The organism is Massilia sp. WG5, assembly GCF_001412595.2.
In the GTDB taxonomy this organism is placed as follows: Bacteria; Pseudomonadota; Gammaproteobacteria; order Burkholderiales; family Burkholderiaceae_D; genus Telluria.
Genome location: NZ_CP012640.2, coordinates 1,588,662 through 1,605,284 on the forward strand (window position 1 = coordinate 1,588,662; position 16,623 = coordinate 1,605,284).

Genomic DNA, 16,623 nt, shown 5'->3' on the forward strand with positions numbered 1-16,623 from the left:
GATCATGGATGGGAAACCGAAGGCTGATGTTCTCGTGGATGGCGCGCCAGTTCGTGCTCGTCCGGGCTGGCGCGGCGCAGCTTGTCCATGTAGACGTAGACCACCGGCGTGGTCAGCAGCGTGAGCAGCTGGCTGGCCAGCAGGCCGCCGATGATGGCGATGCCGAGCGGCTGGCGCAGCTCGGAGCCTTCACCGAAGCCGATCGCCAGCGGCAGCGCGCCGAGCGCCGCGGCCAGGGTGGTCATGAGGATCGGCCGGAAGCGCAGCAGGCAGGCTTCGCGCACCGCCTCGGTGGCGGACAGGCCGCGCGCCCTTTCGGCGTCGAGCGCGAAGTCGATGATCAGGATCGCATTCTTCTTGACGATGCCGATCAGGAGGAACACGCCGATCAGGGCGATGATCGAGAACTCCATGTGGAACATCAGCAGCGCCAGCACCGCGCCGACGCCGGCCGACGGCAGCGTCGACAGCACCGTGATCGGATGCACCAGGCTTTCATACAGGATGCCCAGCACGATGTAGATGACGACGATGGCCGCCAGGATCAGCAGCGGCTGCTGCTTGTTCGATTCCTGCGCCTGCTTGGCCTGGCCCTGGAAGCTGCCGCGCACATTCACCGGCATGCCGATCTGGCTTTCCGCATCGCGCACCGCGGCCTGGCCGTCGGACAGCGAATAGCCCTGGTTCAGGTTGAAGGAAATGGTGGTGGCCAGTTCGCCGTCCTGGTGGTTCACCGAACTCGGCGTCGAGCGCTCGGAGAACTTGCCGATCGCCGACAGCGGCACCATGGTGGTGGCGCCGGTCGACAGCGCCGAGCCGCTGGACGGATCGCGCGCGGCAGTCAGGTTGCTCGGGCTGGACGGGGCGCCGGCGCTCGCCGTCGAGTTGCCGGTGCTGCCCGCGCCGGCGCCGACCGTGCCGGCGGCCGAGCTCACCCCGGTGCCGGTGGCGGCCGACGCGCCGCCCGCGCTGGCGCCACCCGCGCTCGCGCCATTCTTGGCCGGCACGTACACGTCGTCCAGCGCCTCCGGCGACTGCGCATACTTCTGCGCCACGCCCATGATCACGTGGTACTGGTTCAGCTCATCGTAGATATTCGCGACCTGGCGCTGGCCGAAGGCGTTGTACAGCGCGTTGTCGACGTCCTTGGCGCTGATGCCCAGGCGCGCCGCGCTCTCCTTGTCGATGTCGACATAGGTCTCGACGCCGTTCTCGGCCTGGTCAGTGTCGACGTCGATCAGCGCCTTCTGCTGCTTCATGGCGTCGGCCAGGCGGGTCGCCCACATGCGCAGGTCGGCGCGGTTGTCGCTCTTGAGGGTGTACTGGTAGGTCGAGTTCGAGGAGCGCCCGCCCATGCGCAGGTCCTGCACCGGGTTCAGGAACAGCTGCACGCCGGTCACGCGCGCCAGCTTCGGCCGCAGGCGCGCGATCACGGCCTGGCCGGTGTCGCCCTTGGCGCGCTCCCCGACCGGCTTCAGGTTCAGGAACATGAAGCCGCCGCCGGCGCGCGAGCCGCCGGTGAAGCCGACCACGGTATCGACCGCCGGATCGCTCTTGATGATGTTGACCAGCTGGCGCAGCTTCTGCTGCATGGCCTGGAAGGAGATGCTCTGGTCGGCGCGGATGCCGCCGTTGATCTGGCCGGTGTCCTGCTGCGGGAAGAAGCCCTTCGGCGCGGCCGAGAACAGGAACACGTTCAGGCCGACCACGAAGGCCAGGATCAGCATCACCAGCGGCTTCATGTCCAGCGCCCAGTCGAGCGCATGTTCGTAGGCTTTCAGGATGCGGTCGAAGCCGCGCTCCGACCATTGCGCCAGCTTGCCCGGCTGGCGCTTCAGCTCGTCCTTGCCGTGCCCCTTGAGCAGCACCGCGCACAGCATCGGCGTGGTGGTCAGCGAAATCACCAGCGAGATCAGCACCGAGGCCGACAGGGTCACCGCGAATTCGCGGAACAGCCGGCCCACCTGCCCGCCCATGAACAGCAGCGGGATGAACACCGCCACCAGCGACAGGCTGATCGACAGCACCGTGAAGCCCACTTCCTGGGCGCCCAGCAGGGCCGCCTTCATGCGGTCCATGCCCTGCTCGACGTGGCGGCTGGTATTCTCCAGCACCACGATGGCGTCGTCGACCACGAAGCCCGTCGCCACCGTCAACGCCATCAGCGACAAATTGTTCATCGAGAAGCCGAGCAAATACATGACGCCGAAGGTGCCCAGCAGCGAAACCACGGTGGCTACCGCGGGCACGATGGTCGCGCGCACGCTGCGCAGGAACACGCTGACCACGGCCACCACCAGCAGGATCGAGATCATCAGCGTCAGCTCGATCTCGTGCAGCGAGGCGCGGATCGAGTTGGTGCGGTCCGACGCCACCTGCATGCTGACGTCCTGCGGCAACTGGGCCTGCAGGGTCGGCAGCAGCGCACGCACGCCGTCCACGGTCTCGATCACGTTGGCGCCCGGCTGGCTCGTGACCAGCACGATCACCGCCGGCTGGCCGTTGAACAGGCCGAGGGTATTGATGTTCTCGACGCCGTCGGTGACGTCGGCGATGTCCTGCAGGCGGATCGCCGCGCCGTCGCGCCAGGCCACCACCAGGCCGCGATAGTCCGCCGCGGTGCGTCCGTTGGTCGGGGTGTTCGCCTGCGAGTAGATCTGCAGGCGCATGCCGCTGCCCTCCAGCGCGCCTTTCGGGCGGTTCGGGTTGCTGGCCTGGATCGCCGCGCGCACGTCCTCGCTGGACAGGCCGTAGCGGTTCATCTGGAAGGGATTCAGGTCGACCCGCACCGCCGGCAGCGAGCCGCCGCCGATCTCGACGTCGCCCACGCCGCGCACCTGGGCCAGCTTCTGCTGGACGATGTTCGAGACCTCGTCGTAGATCTGGCCGGGGCTGCGCGTCTTCGAGGTCAGCGCCAGGATGAGCACCGGCGCATCCGAGGGATTGGCCTTGCGGTAGGTCGGGTTGCTCTTCAGGGTCGCCGGCAGGTCGGCGCGCGAAGCGTTGATCGCGGCCTGCACTTCGCGCGCGGCGGAATCGATCTGGCGGTTCAGGTCGAACTGCAGGTTGATGCGGGTCGAGCCGTTGCCGCTGTTCGAGGTGATCTCGTTGACGCCGGCGATCACCGCCAGTCGCCGCTCCAGGGGCGTCGCCACCGAGGACGCCATCGTGTCCGGACTGGCGCCCGGCAGGTTGGCCGATACCGAGATCGCCGGGAAGTCGACCTGCGGCAGCGGCGAGACGGGCAGCACGAAGAAGGCGGCGATGCCCGCCAGGGCCAGGCCCAGGGTCAGCAGCACGGTCGCGATCGGGCGCCGCACGAAGGGCTGCGACAGGTTCATTTGCCGGCCCCGGGTTGCGGCGTCAGCAGCGCCGGCTGCTGCGGCTCGGGCCTGGCCGCGGGATGTCCTCCATCCGGCCCGTCGTCCGATCCGGGTCCATGTGGCTTGGCCGGCGCTTCCCCGCCCCAGCGCCGCGCCAGGCGGTCGAAGGCCAGGTAGATCACCGGCGTGGTGAACAGGGTCAGCATCTGGCTGACGATCAGGCCGCCGAAGATGGCCAGGCCCAGGGGACGCCGCAGCTCGGCGCCCTCGCCCCAGCCCAGCATCAGCGGAACCGCTGCGAACAGCGCCGCCAGCGTGGTCATGAGGATGGGACGGAAGCGCAGCATGGCCGCCTGGTGGATCGCGGTGCGCGGGTCCTTTCCTTCGTCGCGCTCGGCCTCGATGGCGAAGTCGATCATCATGATCGCGTTTTTCTTGACGATGCCGATCAGGAGGATGATGCCGATGATGCCGATCACGCCCAGGCCCTGGCCGGTCACCAGCAGGGCCAGCAGCGCGCCGACGCCGGCCGACGGCAGCGTCGACAGGATGGTCAGCGGGTGGATGTAGCTCTCATACAGCACGCCCAGCACGATGTACACGCAGACCACCGCCGCCAGGATCAGCCAGAGCTGGTTCGACAGCGAATTCTGGTAGGCCCCGGACGCGCCGAGGAAGGTCATGGTGACGGAGGCCGGCAGCTTGATCTCCTGCGCCACGTCCTTGATCGCGCTGACGGCCGTGCCCAGCTTCACGCCGGACGCCGTGTCGAAGCCGATCGTGGTGGCCGGATACTGGGCCACGTGGGTGATCTGCAGCGGCGCGGCCTGCTCGGTGATCGAGGCGATGCTTGAGAGGGGCGTCGGGCGGCCGGCGCCGGTGCGCAACTGCAGGTTGGACAGGGCGTCGAGCGTCATGTCCGCGGGCTGCTGGGCTTCCAGGATCACGCGGTACTGGTTCGTCTCGGTAAAAATCGTCGAGACGATGCGCTGGCCGAAGGCGCTGTACAGGGCGTCGTCGATGTTCGAGGCCGTCACCGACAGGCGCGATGCGCTGTCGCGGTCGATGTTGACGTAGGCCGCGGCGCCGGTCGCGCCGGCGTCGGTGACGACGTTGCGCAGCTCCTTGCGCTTCGCCATGGCCTGCGACAGCTTGTTCGCCCATTCGGTCACGGTCCTGGTGTCCGCGCCTTCGATCGACAGGCGGTACTGGGTCGGGCCGCTCTCGGCGTCGATGGTGAGGTCCTGGGTCGGCTGCAGGTAGAGGTTGACGCCGGCCACGTTGCGGGTCACCCGCTCGCGCAGGCGGTTCATCAGCTCTTCCTGGTCGCCGCGCCCTTCCTTCAGGTTGATCAGCATGGTGCCGGTGTGGAGCATGGTGTTGTTGGCGGCATCCACCCCCACCGTCGAGCTGAGCGAGGCCACTTCCGGGTCGGCCAGGATCTCGCGCGCGGCGGCCTGCTGCAGCTCCGTCATCGCCTGGTAGGAGATCGCCTGGCGCGCTTCCACCCGGGCCTGCAGCTGGCCGGTATTCTGGGTCGGGAACAGGCTCTTCGGAATGAAGACCCACAGCAGCGCGGTCAGCACCAGGGTCGCCAGCGCCACCAGCAGGGTCAGGCCCTGGCGCGCCAGCACCCAGTTCAGCGAGCGGTCGTAGTAGGCGATGATGTCATCGAAGGTGGCCTGGAACCAGCGCGCGAAACGCGAGTTGTGCGACTCGTCGTGCTGGCGCAGCCAGCGCGCCGACATCATCGGCACCAGGGTCAGCGAAACCACGGCCGAGATCAGGATCGTGATCGCCAGCGTCACCGCGAATTCGCGGAACAGGCGGCCCACCACGTCGCCCATGAACAGCAGCGGGATCAGCACCGCGATCAGCGACACCGTCAGCGAGATGATGGTAAAGCCGATCTGGGTGGCGCCCTTGAGCGCCGCCGCCATCGGCTTCTCGCCCTCTTCGATGTAGCGCGAGATGTTCTCGATCATGACGATGGCGTCGTCGACCACGAAGCCGGTGGCGATCGTCAGCGCCATCAAGGACAGGTTGTTCAGGCTGTACCCGAGCAGGTACATGACGCCGAAGGTGCCGACCAGGGAGATCGGCACGGCCAGGCTGGCGATCACGGTGGCGCGCAGGCTGTGCAGGAAGGCGAAGATCACCAGCACCACCAGCAGCACCGCCAGCACCAGCTCGATCTGCACGTGCTCGACCGAGGCGCGGATGCCGGTGGTGCGGTCGGACAGCACGTCCACGCGCAGGGTCGGCGGCAGGCTGGCCTGCAGCTCGGGCAGGCGGTCCTTGATGGCGTCGACGGTGGCGATCACGTTCGCGCCCGGTTGGCGCTGCACGTTCAGGATGATGGCCGGCTTCATGTTCGCCCAGGCGCCCAGCTTGACGTTTTCCGCGCTGTCGACCACCTTGGCGACGTCGCCCAGGCGCACCGGCGCGCCGTTGCGGTAGGCGACGATCAGGTTCGTGTAGTCCGGCACCGTCACCAGCTGGTCGTTGGCGTTGATGGTGTAGGCGCGCGCCGGGCCGTCGAAGCTGCCCTTGGCGCTGTTGGCGTTGGCCGCCGTGATCGCGGTGCGCAGCGTATCGAGGCCCAGGCCGTTGGCCGCCAGCGCTTCGGTATTCGCCTGGATCCGCACCGCCGGGCGCTGGCCGCCCTGCAGGGTCACCAGGCCGACGCCGGTGACCTGGCTGATCTTCAGCGCGAGCCGCGTGTTGACCAGGTTCTGGACCTCGGTCAGCGGCATCGTGTCGGAGGTGATCGCCAGCGTCAGCACCGGCGCGTCGGCCGGGTTCACCTTGGCGTAGACCGGCGGCGCCGGCAGGTCGGTCGGCAGCAGCGAGCCGCCCGCATTGATCGCGGCCTGCACTTCCTGCTCGGCCACGTCCAGGGTCTGGCCCAGGCTGAACTGCAGGGTGACGACCGACACGCCGGCCGCGCTGGTGGAACTCATGCGCGACAGGCCGGACATCTGGCCGAACTGGCGCTCCAGCGGCGCGGTCACGGTGCGCGCCATCACCTCCGGGCTCGCGCCCGGGTACAGCGTCTGCACCTGGATGGTCGGGAAGTCGACCTGCGGCAGCGCCGACAGCGGCAGGAATTTATAGCCGACCAGGCCGGCCAGCACGATCGCCAGCATCAGCAGCGATGTGGCGACCGGCCGGCGGATGAATGGGGCGGATGGGCTCATGCTATTGAGCCGTCCCTTCGGCCGGCTGCTGGCGGCGGCGGTGCTGGCCCGGCTGGCCCGGCTGGCTCTGCTGCCCGGCCGGCGCCGGCTGGGCGCTGCCCTCGGCCGGCTGCGCGGCGCCGCCCTGCCCGCCCTGGCCGCGGCGGCCACCGGCGCCACCCGCCGGACGATCGCCCGGCAGCGTCACCTTGGCCCCGTCCTTCAGGCGGTCGGCGCCCTCGGTGATGACGGTCTCGCCGCCTTCCAGGCCGCTCGCGATCTCGACCCGCTCGGCGTTGGCCTGGCCGCGCTTGACGTTGCGCAGCGCGACCGTCCTGGTCTGCGGGTTCAGCACGTAGACGTAGTCGCCGCTGGCGCCGTGGCGCAGGGCCGTCACCGGCACCGTGATCGCATTCTTGATGGTGTTGACCTGCAGGCGGATGTTCACGAACTGGCTCGGAAAGAGCTTGCCGCCGTCATTGGTGAAGCGGGCCTTGGCGCGCACGGTGCCGGTCTGGGTGTCGACCTGGTTGTCCATCGCGAAGAAGCGGCCCTCGGCCAGGGTCTGGGTGCGGGTGCGGTCGAGGGCGATCGCCGGCAGGACCGCGTTCTGGCCGATGCGCTGCTGCAGTTCCGGCAGCTGGTCCTGCGGCACCGCGAATTCGACGTCGATCGGCGACATCTGGGTGATCACCGCGATGCCGTTCGTATCGCCGCTGTTCACCAGGTTGCCGATGTCGACGGTGCGCAGGCCGACCCGGCCCGAGATCGGCGCGCGCACCTGGGTGTAGCCGAGATTGATGCGGGCGATGCCTTCGGCCGCCTTGTCGGTGGTGACCGTGCCTTCGAGCTGCTTGACCAGGGCGGCCTGGGTGTCGACGTCCTGGCGTGCGATCGAGTCCTGTTCCAGCAGGGTGCGGTAGCGCTGCAGCAGCACGCGCGCGCTTTCCAGCTGGGCTTCGTCGCGCTGGCGCTGGCCGGTGGCCTGCAGCACGCTCATTTGCGCCGGGCGCGCATCGATGGTGGCCAGCACCTGGCCTTCCTTGACCAGCTGGCCTTCGGTAAAGGTGATCTTCTGCAGCACGCCACCGACCTGGGGCCGCACGGTCGCCACCGCCGCCGGGGTCACGGTGCCCAGGGCTTCGAGCGTGATCGGGATGTCGCTGCGCTCGGCCTTGCCGACGCCGACCGTGGTCGCCGCCATGCCGCCGCGTCCTCCGCGCCCGCCGCCGGGACCGCCGCCACCCGCACCGGGTCCGCCGCCCTGCCCGCGCGCGCCCGCCGCCGCGCCGGCACCCGCCCCCGCCGGCTGGTGGGTCAGGTGCCAGGCCAGCCAGCCCAGGCCCGCCATGGCGAGGATGGCAACGATGGCGCCGATCACGCGCGAGCGGCGGGTGCGCTGGGGTCGGGTGCTGGTCTTTTCCTTGTCGGGAGTGACGGTCGGGTTCATGCGAGTCCTTGGCGGCCGAGTGTTCAAAAGCACAATAAAAATGATCAGCCGAATGTAGCACGGAGCGTCGCGAACTTGTGTTTCGTAACGTACCAAACCAAAAACGAAAACGGGCGCGGATCGGCTCCGCGCCCGTAGGTAACAGCTTGCTCAGGCGTACAACTTGTTACAAAGGCCTAACGCTTGTAAAGAGAATCAGTGACAGCGGGTCAAGGCGCCTCGCACAGGCAGTGGGTCACCGCAGCGAAGGGCTGGCGGCGCGAGGCCACCTGCGACAGCCAGCCCAAGTCCCTGGCCACGCCGGCGGCGGCGCCGGACGGCAGCGCATCCAGGGCCAGGTCGGCCGGCAGCAGGCCAAGCTTGACCTGCACGTTCAGGGCCTGGGCATCCGACACGCCAAGGCGCTGGAGGACGCGCTCGAACAGGGTGTCCGGACGCTCGGCGTAGGCGATGCGGAAGTCGCCGTCCAGGTGGGCGCGCCTGGCAGCCGACTGCAGCGCGTCGCCATAGCTGCCGAGACGGTCGACCAGGCCGCGTTCCTTGGCCTGGGCGCCGGTCCAGACCCGGCCCTGCCCCACCGCGTCGATCTTCTCGGGGGTGGTGCGGCGCGCGATCGCGGCCTTGGTGGTGAACTCGTCGTAGATATGGTTGATGCTGGCCTGGATCACCTGGCCGAAGCGCGGATCGAGCGGTCGCAGCGGGTTGTAGGCGTCGGCCAGCCAGGTCGTGGTCACGCCGGCCGTGTGGATGCCCAGCTTGTCGACCACCTTGTCGGCGGTCGGCAGGATCGCGAACACGCCGATCGAGCCGGTCACGGTGTTCGGGTCGGCGATCACCTCGTCGGCCGCCATCGAGATCCAGTAGCCGCCCGATGCCGCCACGTCGCCCATCGACACCACCACCGGCTTGCCGGCATTGCGGGTGAGTTCCAGCTCGCGGCGGATCAGCTCGGAGCCGTAGGCGCTGCCGCCCGGCGAGTTGATGCGCAGGACCAGGGCCTTGACCTGCTTGTCCTCGCGCGCGGCGCGGATCATGTTGGCGGTCGAGATGCCGCCCACCATGCCGGGGCCGCCCGTGCCTTCGGTGATGTCGCCGGCCGCCACCACCACGCCGACGGCGTCGCCCAGCATCTTCGGCGGATTGCGCGACAGGTAGTCCTGGAAGGAGACCTGGCGGAAGGTCTTGTTGGCGTCGTCGTACACGCCGCGCTTGACCATCAGGGCGCGCACTTCGTCGCGGGTCTTCAGGCCGTCGATCAGCTTCCAGTCCAGCGCGACCTTGCCGGCGTTGCCGTTGGCGGCCGCCATGCGCTGCGGCAGTTCCTCGATGCCCTTGGCGATGGCACCGGCCGGCAGCTTGCGCGCCTTCTCGACTTCGGCCGTGTAATTCGCCCACAGCGCGTTGTACAGGAAGCTGTCGGCTTCCTGGGCCGCCGGCGACGGGCCGTTGCCGATATACGGCTCGGCAAAGCTCTTGTAGGTGCCGACCTTCATCAGGTTGACCGTCACGCCGACCTTGTCGAGGGCGTCGCGGTAGTAGTTGCGGTGGCGCCCGAAGCCTTCGATCAGGACCATGCCCATCGGGTGCAGGTAGACCTCGCTTGCGTGCGAGGCGACCATGTAGCGCTTCTGGTCGTAGGTGCCGCCCCAGGCGACCACGGTCTTGCCGGCCGCCTTGACGCGCTCGACGGCGGCGCCGAATTCGCGCAGCGAGGCCAGGCCGCCGCCGTCCATCTCGTCGAGCAGCAGCACGACGCTGTTGATGTTCGAATCCTTGGCGGCCGCGTCGAGCGCGTTCAGGACGTCGCGCAACTGGATCAGGTGGCGTGCATTGCCGCTCAGCGCCGCGACCGCGGAATCGCGCACGCTGCCGGCCTTTTCTTCGACCAGTTCGCCCTTCAGGTCGAGCACCAGGGCGGTCTTCGGCGCCAGCGGCTTGAGGCCGCCGCCGAAGATCGCCATCAGCAGCAGGATCACGATGAGCAGGAACAGCAGGTTCAGCACGAAGCGGCGGGTGGCGTCGAGGCCGCGCCAGAGCGCGCCGACACCGCGGCGCAAGGAAGAGGCTGGCTTGAATGGCATTCTGATGTCCTTTGATTTATTTCTTAAAACCGGGGTCAGACTCCGAATTAAGTCAATTGATTATAGGTTAAGCCGTCACGATTGCAGGCTTGATCGTCGCCCGGCGCGAGATCGCCAGCAAGCCGATAAACACGAGTGCGCCATTGACGATAAGCAACTCCAGGCCGAGGCGGTAATGACCGAGCAAATAATGCTGGTTGTACTCGAGCAGCGCGCACAGGATCGGCGCGCCGACCGTCACCACCGGCACCAGGCTGTCGTTCAGCGTGCGCTTCGTCATCATGCCGAAGGCGAACAGGCCCAGCAGCGGTCCGTAGGTATAGCCGGCCAGCTTCAGGATCACGCCGATCATGCTCGGATTGTCGACCCATTTGAAGAACAGCACCATCAGCAGGAACAGCAGCGCGAAGCCGAGGTGGACGTGGCGGCGCAGGCGCGACCTGGCTTCTTCGGACAGGTCGTCGCGGCGCTGGATGCCGAGGATGTCGATGCAGAAGGTCGAGGTGAGCGCGGTGATGGCGCCGTCGGCGCTGGGGAACAGGGCCGAGATCAGGGCGATCAGGAAGACGATCTGGACCGCCGCCGGCAGGTGGCCCATGACCACGGCCGGGAAGATCCTGTCGCCGGTGGCGGACACGCCGGCGATCGGCGCGTACAGGTACAGCAGGCCGCCCAGGAACAGGAAGCTCGACAGCACCACCACCAGCACCGCGGTCAGGCTCAGCAGGTTTTTCTGGGAGTCGCCCACGGTCTTCACGGAGATGGTCTTCTGCATCATCTCCTGGTCCATGCCGGTCATGGTCACGACGATGAAGGCGCCGGCCACGATCTGCTTCAGCCAGAAGCCGGGGCTGTCCGGATCGAAGGTGAACACGCGCGACAGGCCGCGCTCGTGCATCTGCTGCAGCGCCTGCGGGATGCTCAGGTCGAGCTGGCCCAGCATGAACCAGACGCAGGCGAACAGGCCGCCCAGCATGCAGGTGGTCTGCAGGGTGTCGGTCCAGACGATGGTCTTCACGCCGCCCTGGTAGGTGTAGAGCAGGATCATGCCGAGCACGACGAAGGTGGTCAGCCAGAACGGCACGCCCAGGCTGTCGAGGATGATGTTCTGCAGCACCGCCACCACCAGGTACAGGCGCGCGGTGGCGCCGAACAGGCGCGAGAGGATGAAGAAGCCGGCCCCGCTCTGGTAGGCGCGGCGTCCGAGACGGCCGTCGAGGTAGGTATAGATCGAAGTCAGCTTCAGGCGGTAATACAGCGGCAGCAGCAGGTAGACCACGGCGATATAGCCGAACACGTAGCCGATCAGCACCTGGCCGTAGCCGAAACCGTCGATGCCGACCGCGCCCGGCACGCTGATGAAGGTGGCGCCGGACAGCGTGGTGCCGACCATGCCGAAGGCGACCAGCATCCAGTTGCTGTTCTTGTTACCGATGAAGAAGCTGTCGTTGTTGGCGTTGCGCGAAGTTGCCCAGGCGACGCCGAGCAGCAGTGCGAAATAAGCGATGAGGATGCAGAAAAGGAGTGCCGGGGACATCAGGGATCCGATAACGATTGACTAAGCGCCGAGCAATATACACGGAAGCTGGGCGGAGAGCCATTGCCGGAGAAACTCAGATCCCCTGCGCCGGCACCCTCTCGAAGGGCCCGATGCAGGCCTCCATCGACTCGTCCTGGCACATCACGAAGCGTGCGCCGGAGGGGTGGAAGCGCAGGTAGTTGGTGGCGCGGGTGCCGACCTGCATCACCTCGCCCGAGCAGTCCTGCTTGCCGTTGTCCTTGACGATGCGGTCTTCGAGCTTGTAGAAGCCCTTGGCGCTGGGCTTTTCGGCCACCGTGAATTCGCTTTCCGACACCTCTTGCGCGCTCTTGACAAGGGTGGTGCCGTCGCCGCGGAAGTGGTAGGTCTCGGAGCAGTTGAGCTGGGGAATACTCAGGACCCAGATCCCGAGCAGCGGATGGGAGGCCGACGGTGCGCTTGCGCGCGCCGGGGCAGCGGCGGCCGCGAACGGCGCAGTACACGTACCGGCCAGCGCGGCGGCGAGAAGGAGCAGTCCGGTAAGCGGTCGCATGATGTCGGTCCTTTACGCAAACGGGCAAGCCCGGGGTGCCTTGTCATTATGGCACACCCAGGCCTGGCCGCGCGCGCGCGTCCCGGCTCAGGCCCCTTCCGGCGTCTTCGGCTTGGCCGGGCGGCGCGCGCGGGCGGCCGGCTTGCGCGACGGCGCCTTGTGGGCCGGGCGGGTCGATTTCTTGCGCTGCTTGTCGCCCTGCGCGTCGCCCTGGCCGTCGGCCGGCGCCGGATCGGACGGGTCGGCGTCGGTCACGGCGTCGCTGTCGGCAGCGTCCACATCGGACACGGCCGGCACCGGAACCGGCGCCCCGGCATCGACCGCAGCAACGGCATCGGCAGCGATGGCCGCATTCTCGGCGCCGGCTTCGGGCGTGGCCTCGGCGCTTGCCGCGGCGCGCGCTGCGGTGCCCTTGCGAGCGGCCGGCTTGCGCGGCGTGCGGCGGCGTTCCTTCACCGGGGCGGCCGGCGCTTCCGCGACAGCTTCGGCTTCAGTGTCGGCTTCGGGCGCGGCTGCCGGGGCGGCGTCGATCGCTTCTTCGACCAGGTCCGGGGTCGGCGCCGGCCAGGTGGCGATGCCGAGGTCTTCCGGCGCCTCTTCCTGCGCTGCCGGCGTGTCCACCGGGGCGGCGGCCTGCTCGGCGCCCTCGTTGCGGCCCTTGCGGCCACGGCCGCCGCGGCGGCGCGATTCGCGCGCCGGGGCTGCCGCCTGATCGCCGGAGCGCGGCATCTCGCTCGGCTGCTCGCCCTGCGTTTCCGCCGCCAGTTCGTCGCCGCGGTCCGGCACACCGGCTTCCGGCATCGCCGGGACTGCCTGCATCTGCTCGGTCTCGGCCACGGCGCCGAGCGCCTCGTTGGCCTGGCCGTTGCCGCTGCGGTAGACATAGGTGCCCGACTTCTCGTCGCGGCCGAATTCGAACAGGCCGCGGGTCTGCGCGTCTTCCAGCAGGTTGCCGAAGGTGCGGAAGCCATAATAGGTTTCGGAGAAATCCGGACGGCGCCGCTTCAGGGTGTCCTTCAGCAGCGAGGCCCAGATCTTGCCGGTGTCGCCGCGCTCGGAGACCAGGGCGTCGAAGGTCTCGACCACCATCTCCAGCGCCTGCAGCTTGCGCGCTTCCATCTCTTCCTTCTTGCGGTTGCTCTCGTCGGAAGGACGGCGGCCCTGCTGCTGCGGCTGGCTCTTGCGCTCGTCGCGCTTGGCGGCGGCGCGGCGCACTTCGCGCACCAGGTCGTCGTAGAAGATGAATTCGTCGCAGTTGGCGACCAGCAGGTCCGAAGTCGAATTCTTGACCCCGACGCCGATCACCTTCTTGGCGTTCTCGCGCAGCTTGGACACCAGCGGCGAGAAATCGGAATCGCCGGAGATGATCACGAAGGTATCGACGTGGGCCTTGGTGTAGCACAGGTCGAGCGCGTCCACCACCATGCGGATGTCGGCCGAGTTCTTGCCCGACTGGCGCACGTGCGGGATTTCGATCAGCTCGAAGTTCGCTTCATGCATGGTCGCCTTGAAGCCCTTGTAGCGGTCCCAATCGCAATAGGCTTTCTTGACCACGATGCTGCCCTTGAGCAGCAGGCGTTCGAGGACGGGCTTGATGTCGAATTTCTCGTAATTCGCATCGCGCACGCCGAGCGCGACGTTCTCGAAGTCGCAGAACACCGCCATGCTGATGTTTTCTGAAGATGAAGCCATGTTTGTTATTGAGAATGTGTTGGTGGACAAGCTATCCGGCGGATTATACGCAACAACACGGATTCCACCTCAGCACGCGCGCTCGGGCAGCAGGCAGGACGCGTACGGGCTCACGAAAGGCGTGGCCCGCCCGGCCTCGTCGTAGCGCGAGCGGACCAGCCCGGCAAGGTCGCCGCCGTACACGTGGATGCTGACCGAGGCGCCATCCGCGCGCGCGTTCGATACGCGGTGGATATCACCGATCGTGGGTGAAACGAGATCGATATCACCGGGCAGCAAGTCGTGCACGGCCCCCGCCACCAGCGGCTTGCCGGGCTCGAGCGGCATGCCGAACTCCTCGCAGCGCTCCCGTCCGCGCAGCATGCCGACCATGCCCCAGACCGTGTGGTCGTGGATGGGCGTGCCCTGCCCCGGCCCCCAGACCATGGCCGACACCGAGAAGCGCCGCGCCGGGTCGAGGTGCAGCAGGTGGATGCGGTAGCTGTCCGGATCGGGCTGGGCCAGCGCCGCCGGCAGCCAGTCGTCATCGGCGATCAGGGCGGCCAGCAGCGGGCGGCCGGCGCGGAAGATGGCGCTCTCGTCGGCGCCGCTGGCGACCAGCTGTTCGAAGGCGCGCAGGAATGCCGGCAAGGCGTTCATGACAGGCGCTCGATGGTGGCGGCATCGGGGATGCCGTCGAAGAAGCGGTCGAGACAGGCCTGGAAGATGGCCTCGTCCGGCGCGATGTCGGCGAACAGGGTCATGCAGGAGTGGAATTTCAGGTCGTCCGGGTAGCCGAAGATCTCGCCGATGTCGCGGTCTGCGTGCATGGCGACCGCCGAGGCGCACTCGCGCAGGCGCGGCCCCAGCACCGGGTGGGCGAGGTAGCCGGCGGCCTCGTCGCCGTCGCGGATCGCGTAGCGGCGCGCCATCTCGCTCTGCCCCAGGCCCGCGATCTGTGGAAAGATGAACCACATCCAGTGGGTGCGCTTGTGGCCCGCGCGCAGCTCGGCGAGCGCGGTGGCGTAGACGTCGCGCTGGGCGTCCACGAAGCGTTGCAGGTCGTCGGTGTCCATGATGGTGTCCCCCTTCTGCGGCCATGCTACTACAATGGCGCCCCATGAAACCCGAACACCTCCAGCTCCTCCTGGTCCGCGAAATGCCCTTCGGTAAATACCAGGGCAAGAAGATCGCCGAACTGCCCGGCCACTACCTCGCCTGGTTCGCGCGTCAAGGATTCCCGCGCGGCGAGCTGGGCGAGCTGCTCGAGCTGATGTACGAGCTCGATCACAACGCCCTGCGCGGCCTGCTGGACCCGCTGCGCCGCTGAATCAGCGCGCCGCGCGCGCCATCAGCAGACGCGCCTCCTCGGACTTGGTGCGGATCCTGAACCATTCCTGCGCCTGCTTGACCTGGGACGCCGGCGGCAGGCGACGGCAGCTGGCGCTGAGCAGCGGCGCCGTCTTGCCGTCGGCCAGCGCCACCTGTCCCACCAGCGCCTCGGCGCAGTGCGGGAACTGGGCCGCGAACTCGCGCGCGATGTCGCCGGCGCCGGCGATCCAGTCATGGCGCGTCGCCGCCTGCTCGGCCAGCTGCTTGCGCAGCGCATCGATGGTGTCGTCGCGCTCCTGCAGGGCCTGCTGGCTGTTCTTCACGATCTCGGCCAGGATGTCGGCCTTCAGGGAGCCGACGTCGACCTTGCTGTCCTCGGCCTGGTGCACGACCAGGTGCGCGCCCTGCAGGCCGGCGCTTCCCATTTTCGTTTCCATGGCGGCGATGGCGCTCTGCGGCATGCGCGGGCCGATCAGGGTCACCTCGATCCCGTGCGTGCCGGCGTCGATATGGGTCTCGATCACGTGGATGTTGGCGGCACGGAATTCCTCGCGCACGAAGGCGCGCGCCTTGCCGGAAAACACCTCGTTGTCGACCAGGCGCGCCGCCAGCCAGATGCTCGGCAGTCCGGTGAGCAGCACTATCGCCAGCAAGGCGCGCTTGACCCGCTTTTCCTTGGCCGCGTCGATGAATTTGCGGTGCGGCAGGCGCAGGAAATCGATGATCACGACTGCGGAAAAGGCGATGAACACGCAGTTGATCGAAAACAGGTAGAAGGCGCCGCCGAACACCTGCCAATTGCCGTTCGCCAGGCCGTAGCCGGCCGTGCACAGCGGCGGCATCAGGGCGGTGGCGATGGCCACGCCGGGGATCACGTTCGACTTTTCGCGCCGGGTCTGGCCGATGATGCCGGCCAGGCCGCCGGCCAGCGCGATCAGCACGTCCCACAGCGAAGGCGTGGTGCGCGCCAGCAGCTCCGACTGGGCCTCGCCAAGGGGCGTGATCAGGAAATACACGGTCGAGGTGGCCAGCGAGATGCCGGCCGCGATCGCCAGGTTGGCCAGCGAGCGCCGGATCAGCGGAAAGTCGTAGATCCCGATGCCGTAGCCCATGCCGACGATCGGCCCCATCAGCGGCGATACCAGCATCGCGCCGATGATCACCGCATTCGAGTTGGTGTTCAGGCCGACCGAGGCGATCAGGATGGCGAACATCAGGATCCATGGCGTCGCCCCCCTCAGCTCGACGCCGGCGCGCAGGCTGCGGTCGATTTCGGCGTCGTCGGCGCGATCGTCGTTCAGGCTGAAGCGGTGGGCGATGGCGGCGCGCAGCGAAGGGCGCTGTTCGACTGGCTGGGGTGCATTCATGACAAGGAAGCGGCAAGGCTGAGTCTATTCAACGGGCCATTGTCCGAGAAAATATCCATTGGGACAAATATTTGTTATTCGATTTCTTCGATGATAGGACCGCAAACAATTCGCTTTTTCACGCTCCCTGACCGGCCTATACTTCACA

Annotated in this window: 11 protein-coding genes; 1 reads left to right on the forward strand and 10 read right to left on the reverse strand. The window is 67.8% G+C overall.

The window, feature by feature from the left end; genetic code table 11:
* Positions 1-2 precede the first annotated feature (2 nt).
* From AM586_RS06960 to AM586_RS07000, 9 genes are all read right to left on the reverse strand, one after another.
* Positions 3-3,341 (reverse strand): efflux RND transporter permease subunit, encoded by a 3,339-nt coding sequence (locus tag AM586_RS06960; RefSeq protein WP_047826239.1) that lies wholly within the window; start codon positions 3,339-3,341, stop codon positions 3-5.
* Positions 3,338-6,523 carry an efflux RND transporter permease subunit gene (locus tag AM586_RS06965; protein WP_082439698.1) on the reverse strand — a complete coding sequence of 1,062 codons (3,186 nt, stop codon included), beginning with the start codon at positions 6,521-6,523 and terminating at the stop codon, positions 3,338-3,340. Before AM586_RS06965 ends, AM586_RS06960 begins: the two co-directional genes overlap by 4 nt.
* Before the next feature lies 1 nt (position 6,524).
* On the reverse strand, positions 6,525-7,952 hold the full coding sequence (locus AM586_RS06970) for an efflux RND transporter periplasmic adaptor subunit (RefSeq protein WP_047826240.1): 1,428 nt from the start codon (positions 7,950-7,952) through the stop codon (positions 6,525-6,527).
* A 209-nt stretch (positions 7,953-8,161) separates the two neighbouring features.
* Positions 8,162-10,033 carry a signal peptide peptidase SppA gene (sppA, locus tag AM586_RS06975; RefSeq protein ID WP_047826241.1) on the reverse strand — a complete coding sequence of 624 codons (1,872 nt, stop codon included), beginning with the start codon at positions 10,031-10,033 and terminating at the stop codon, positions 8,162-8,164.
* 67 nt (positions 10,034-10,100) lie between these two features.
* Positions 10,101-11,570, reverse strand: coding sequence for a sodium:solute symporter (locus AM586_RS06980; RefSeq protein ID WP_047826242.1), 1,470 nt, complete (start codon positions 11,568-11,570; stop codon positions 10,101-10,103).
* Between the two features lie 76 nt (positions 11,571-11,646).
* The gene (locus AM586_RS06985; RefSeq protein ID WP_052234423.1) at positions 11,647-12,105 is read right to left on the reverse strand and encodes a hypothetical protein; all 459 of its coding nucleotides are present in this window, start codon (positions 12,103-12,105) and stop codon (positions 11,647-11,649) included.
* Positions 12,106-12,192: 87 nt separating this feature from the next.
* Entirely contained in the window at positions 12,193-13,797 is a 1,605-nt protein-coding gene (locus AM586_RS06990; protein WP_047826243.1) for an NYN domain-containing protein, read from the reverse strand.
* A 69-nt stretch (positions 13,798-13,866) separates the two neighbouring features.
* On the reverse strand, positions 13,867-14,436 hold the full coding sequence (locus tag AM586_RS06995; RefSeq protein WP_047826244.1) for a cysteine dioxygenase: 570 nt from the start codon (positions 14,434-14,436) through the stop codon (positions 13,867-13,869).
* Complete coding sequence (locus AM586_RS07000; RefSeq protein ID WP_047826245.1) at positions 14,433-14,852, reverse strand: DUF1810 domain-containing protein; 420 nt, start codon at positions 14,850-14,852, stop codon at positions 14,433-14,435. Before AM586_RS07000 ends, AM586_RS06995 begins: the two co-directional genes overlap by 4 nt.
* A 44-nt stretch (positions 14,853-14,896) precedes the next feature.
* On the opposite strand from AM586_RS07000, the gene AM586_RS07005 reads away from it, so the two are divergent.
* Positions 14,897-15,106 carry a DUF3820 family protein gene (locus tag AM586_RS07005; protein WP_047826246.1) on the forward strand — a complete coding sequence of 70 codons (210 nt, stop codon included), beginning with the start codon at positions 14,897-14,899 and terminating at the stop codon, positions 15,104-15,106.
* 1 nt (position 15,107) lies between these two features.
* Here the strand turns inward: AM586_RS07005 and AM586_RS07010 are convergent, their stop codons facing one another.
* Positions 15,108-16,475, reverse strand: a complete 1,368-nt coding sequence (locus AM586_RS07010) for a DUF389 domain-containing protein (protein WP_047826247.1) — start codon at positions 16,473-16,475, stop codon at positions 15,108-15,110.
* Positions 16,476-16,623: the final 148 nt, after the last annotated feature.

Bases quoted from the DNA above. Each gene is read 5' to 3' on its own strand.
- AM586_RS06960 (WP_047826239.1), bottom strand. From the start codon at position 3,341: ATGAACCTGTCGCAGCCCTTCGTGCGGCGCCCGATCGCGACCGTGCTG.
- AM586_RS06965 (WP_082439698.1), bottom strand. From the start codon at position 6,523: ATGAGCCCATCCGCCCCATTCATCCGCCGGCCGGTCGCCACATCGCTG.
- AM586_RS06970 (WP_047826240.1), bottom strand. From the start codon at position 7,952: ATGAACCCGACCGTCACTCCCGACAAGGAAAAGACCAGCACCCGACCC.
- sppA (WP_047826241.1), bottom strand. From the start codon at position 10,033: ATGCCATTCAAGCCAGCCTCTTCCTTGCGCCGCGGTGTCGGCGCGCTC.
- AM586_RS06980 (WP_047826242.1), bottom strand. From the start codon at position 11,570: ATGTCCCCGGCACTCCTTTTCTGCATCCTCATCGCTTATTTCGCACTG.
- AM586_RS06985 (WP_052234423.1), bottom strand. From the start codon at position 12,105: ATGCGACCGCTTACCGGACTGCTCCTTCTCGCCGCCGCGCTGGCCGGT.
- AM586_RS06990 (WP_047826243.1), bottom strand. From the start codon at position 13,797: ATGGCTTCATCTTCAGAAAACATCAGCATGGCGGTGTTCTGCGACTTC.
- AM586_RS06995 (WP_047826244.1), bottom strand. From the start codon at position 14,436: ATGAACGCCTTGCCGGCATTCCTGCGCGCCTTCGAACAGCTGGTCGCC.
- AM586_RS07000 (WP_047826245.1), bottom strand. From the start codon at position 14,852: ATGGACACCGACGACCTGCAACGCTTCGTGGACGCCCAGCGCGACGTC.
- AM586_RS07005 (WP_047826246.1), top strand. From the start codon at position 14,897: ATGAAACCCGAACACCTCCAGCTCCTCCTGGTCCGCGAAATGCCCTTC.
- AM586_RS07010 (WP_047826247.1), bottom strand. From the start codon at position 16,475: ATGAATGCACCCCAGCCAGTCGAACAGCGCCCTTCGCTGCGCGCCGCC.